3 protein-coding genes and 1 pseudogene are annotated in these 3223 nt (G+C 52.0%); 2 read left to right on the forward strand and 2 right to left on the reverse strand.

The features are described 5' to 3' along the window. A pseudogene (locus AF337_RS12745) lies at nucleotides 1-424 on the forward strand (IS3 family transposase); the annotation flags it as partial. 155 nt (nucleotides 425-579) lie between these two features. Here the strand turns inward: AF337_RS12745 and AF337_RS12750 are convergent. Both AF337_RS12750 and AF337_RS12755 read right to left on the reverse strand, forming a co-directional pair. Beyond that, nucleotides 580-1101 (reverse strand): aminoacyl-tRNA deacylase, encoded by a 522-nt coding sequence (locus AF337_RS12750; protein WP_004677747.1) that lies wholly within the window; start codon nucleotides 1099-1101, stop codon nucleotides 580-582. A gap of 85 nt (nucleotides 1102-1186) precedes the next feature. Continuing rightward, nucleotides 1187-1882, reverse strand: a complete 696-nt coding sequence (locus AF337_RS12755; protein WP_004677746.1) for a DUF6875 domain-containing protein — start codon at nucleotides 1880-1882, stop codon at nucleotides 1187-1189. A gap of 354 nt (nucleotides 1883-2236) precedes the next feature. On the opposite strand from AF337_RS12755, the gene AF337_RS43250 reads away from it, so the two are divergent. After that, nucleotides 2237-2779 (forward strand): hypothetical protein, encoded by a 543-nt coding sequence (locus AF337_RS43250; protein ID WP_012489593.1) that lies wholly within the window; start codon nucleotides 2237-2239, stop codon nucleotides 2777-2779. The last annotated feature ends 444 nt before the right edge of the window (nucleotides 2780-3223 follow it).

Genomic DNA, 3223 nt, shown 5'->3' on the forward strand with positions numbered 1-3223 from the left:
CCGGCGTGCCTGTGGCGCGTTGAACTTCGATCGGTCGACCGATCACTACATCTCTCGCCGCGCCGAGGCCGGTCTAGACCTGTGAGCGCGGGTGCGCTACGGCTATCGTCGCGTGCATGTGCTTTTGGAACGCGAGGGTTGGGGCACCAACATCAAGCGAACCTATCGCATTTACAGGGACTTGGGACTGCAGCTGCGGAATAAGACTCGGAAGCGCCGTGTTAAGGCGAAACTTCGCGAGGATCGGCAAATGGCTGTCGGACCAAATGACGTGTGGGCGATGGACTTCGTGCACGACCAGCTCGCAACCGGAAAGAAACTGCGGGTCCTGACGGTGGTCGCCACCTTCTCACGCTATGTTCCCGCGCTTGATCCGCCTCACAGCTATCGAGGTGAAGATGTCGTGCAGACATTGGGACGGGTGTGACGATTTTCGTTATAGTGCGCACTATGAGTCCGATTACGCAACATACGTATTGAACCCTCATTCTCTAATCGAGGCGCCGTTACGTGGAACCGCATTTCCTTTCCCGAAGAAATAACCTACCTCACGGCATCTCTATGAAAGGTGACGAGGCGTTAGGTTTGACTGGCCCGTCCACGCGTCTGTAACGGCTGCCCGATCTTCCAAAGCATGCTTGTGTCGATCTCAAGCTCGACTCCAACCTTGCCCGCACCTGTGACTACGGTAGGATAAGAAAAAAGGGCGGTGTCGATCAGTACAGCGATCTTCTGGAGACCGAATGGTGATACGCTTCCTGACGGGTAGCCGAAGAGATCGAGTACCTGTTCTTTCTGAGCAAGCTCGGCTCGTTTCCATCCATACGTGCCAGCAACTGCTTTCATGTCAATCTTTGAAGGTGATGGCAGCAAAACGGCACAAAGGTGGCGCGCAGGATGAGACCGGCGCATCACATCGTTCGCTTTCTGCTCGGCAATAATCATCGTCTTTGCAACGCGCCCCACGGGAACGCCGATAGCGGAGGCTAAATCGGAAGGAGATGTAATAGGGGTGGCGAACTCACTATAGCGCCACAATCGTACCGTCGACGCTCCGATCTGGTGCAGTTCAGCAAGTACGTTCGGATGAACGTCCAACATAGTCGTTTCCTTCCGGTTCACCTGGTAGGACGATCGAGGATAGCTGTTTCAGCGACTGCGAGTACAGCCCTCTTGCGAGTAAGTTTCAGGCGGTTCGCTCCAAAAGCTGCCTAATGCGGCGGCGACCCTCGTTCCCAAAAATACTGAAGTAAGCCTCCAGGCACTTATCGCTATCGAGCATGAAAGGAGCATCATATTTGGTGATATGCCGAATAGCCAAGGCTGGAACCGTTGTGTCGAGCGGTCGAAACATCCTGTTGTGCAAACCGGGCTCCGGGCAACCTGGATAAAATTCACCGATCATGAAACCTTCCTGAATGAAGTCGGGCTTCAGCCGTTTTTGCAGTTGACCAATCCTGATAATCTCTCCTTCATCCTGTATTCCAGGAAGGGCAATGATAATGGCCTTATAGATCCAGTCGCCCGTTCGATCGTTGAAGGACTTTACGGGTTTCATCTGGCTGAAGACGGCGAGCATACGCGCCAAATCGTTTTCGATTTCGTCAACTGCAACAGCTTGCGACGCGGCAACCCGTAAAAGCCCCTTCGTCAGAGCCTCGGGAACGAAAGGGCAAACGCTCCCGTCCCGACCTAAATGAGGATGTGGATTGGAGAGGAATTCTGAGGCATACCGAGCAAATTTCTGAAGAGCTGCGTTTGCATACTCATCATAGGCGTTGTATCCCGCATCAATATTCTTTTCCAGAATTTCGCCCACTGTCATCAATGGACCAATCGTCCCGAAAGGTTGGCTGTAATCTTTCCAAATTTCTTTATTCATTTCGGATCCCTGGTTCGAAAAGCCACGTGCAAAACGGAAGGTCGGGCTCTTGCATGCCAGCTCGGGCGGCGGGCGAGCTGGTCGGGGGCCAATCAAGAGACCGACCTTCCATCGGAAGCGAAGCTCCCGAATTTTTGGTAGCACTCGTAGTTACACTTGTGTAACTGTTTTTTTAAATGGATGTGAAAACAAGAGCGGGGGCTCGTGCACGATGAAGGTTAGTCTCACGACCGCCCGCAAATTCTTATATTCGTCGTAGTTATGAAGACATACATATGATAAATGTCGCCGCGATGGGATCCGGTAACAGGCTTTGGGTGAAAACAGAACGACCCATTGCGCAGAGGCGTGGCCGTGGCGAAGACAACACGAAGAGAAATATATACGCCAGAACAGATCGACGTCGGCGTAAAGCATAAGCTTGAGAAAATTGACTCGTTTTTGTCAGATCTCGTTAGCGAAAATTCCGAAGAAAAACTATTCCTGAGGAATATTCTTGGATTGATGCTTAAAGTATATCATATGGACGCCAATAACAAACCCATGACGAAGATGCAGGCGTGTCGCTATCTGCCTTTCAAAAACCAGACTGTTTGCCAAAAGTATGTCGAGGCAGCGCATTTGCGTGGGTTCATCGACATCACTCGGGATAAAACGGACAAACGGCGTCTGATTGTTGTTCCAAAGGAGCCGTTGGTTGTCTATGTCAATGAATATATAGCTGACTTCCTTGATGACTGCCGTAGAGCGATTGACAGTGCCGCTCAAGTAGCTACGCTTCCTGAGGAAGGGATGGCAACGGCAAGTTCTTCATCTATTGATAAATCGCCAGCGTCTTCTGGGGCACCTGTGGGTTCCTCTCAAAAGAGAGTCGATCGAAAAGCCAGGAAATTTTAGCGAGTTTTATTGTGGGAAAGCAAAAGTAAGAAGCCGGTCTCGCGCGCGTTTATCCTTTCATCAATCAAATGTTTCCTCCGTAAACAAGCTTCATCGAGGTAACCCGCTTCGCTTAACCGGCCTGACGGCCGGTGCAGGCGCTGCTAGGGGGAGCGGCTGTATCGTCGTTTCGGCCAAGAAACTGCGCGGGAAGTTCGGCGGCATCCTCAGCCTTATCACCTTGGCATTTACGCTATCTTTTTAGGCGAGGCGGAAACCGCTGACGCGGTCCTCCATCTCTTGGTCGAGACAGTGTGACCTGCCACTGAATTTTCATCCGGCGTCTGACCTGCCACTGAGAATTTCTGAACCGCTCCCAAACGTTGGACCACCGGATGCTAGAGTTTTCGGGCTTCATTCAGGGAGGCGGGCTGGTTGCGCCTCCCGAATTCACCAACGAGAGCC

Source organism: Rhizobium ecuadorense (assembly GCF_001187535.1).
Lineage (GTDB): Bacteria > Pseudomonadota > Alphaproteobacteria > Rhizobiales > Rhizobiaceae > Rhizobium > Rhizobium ecuadorense.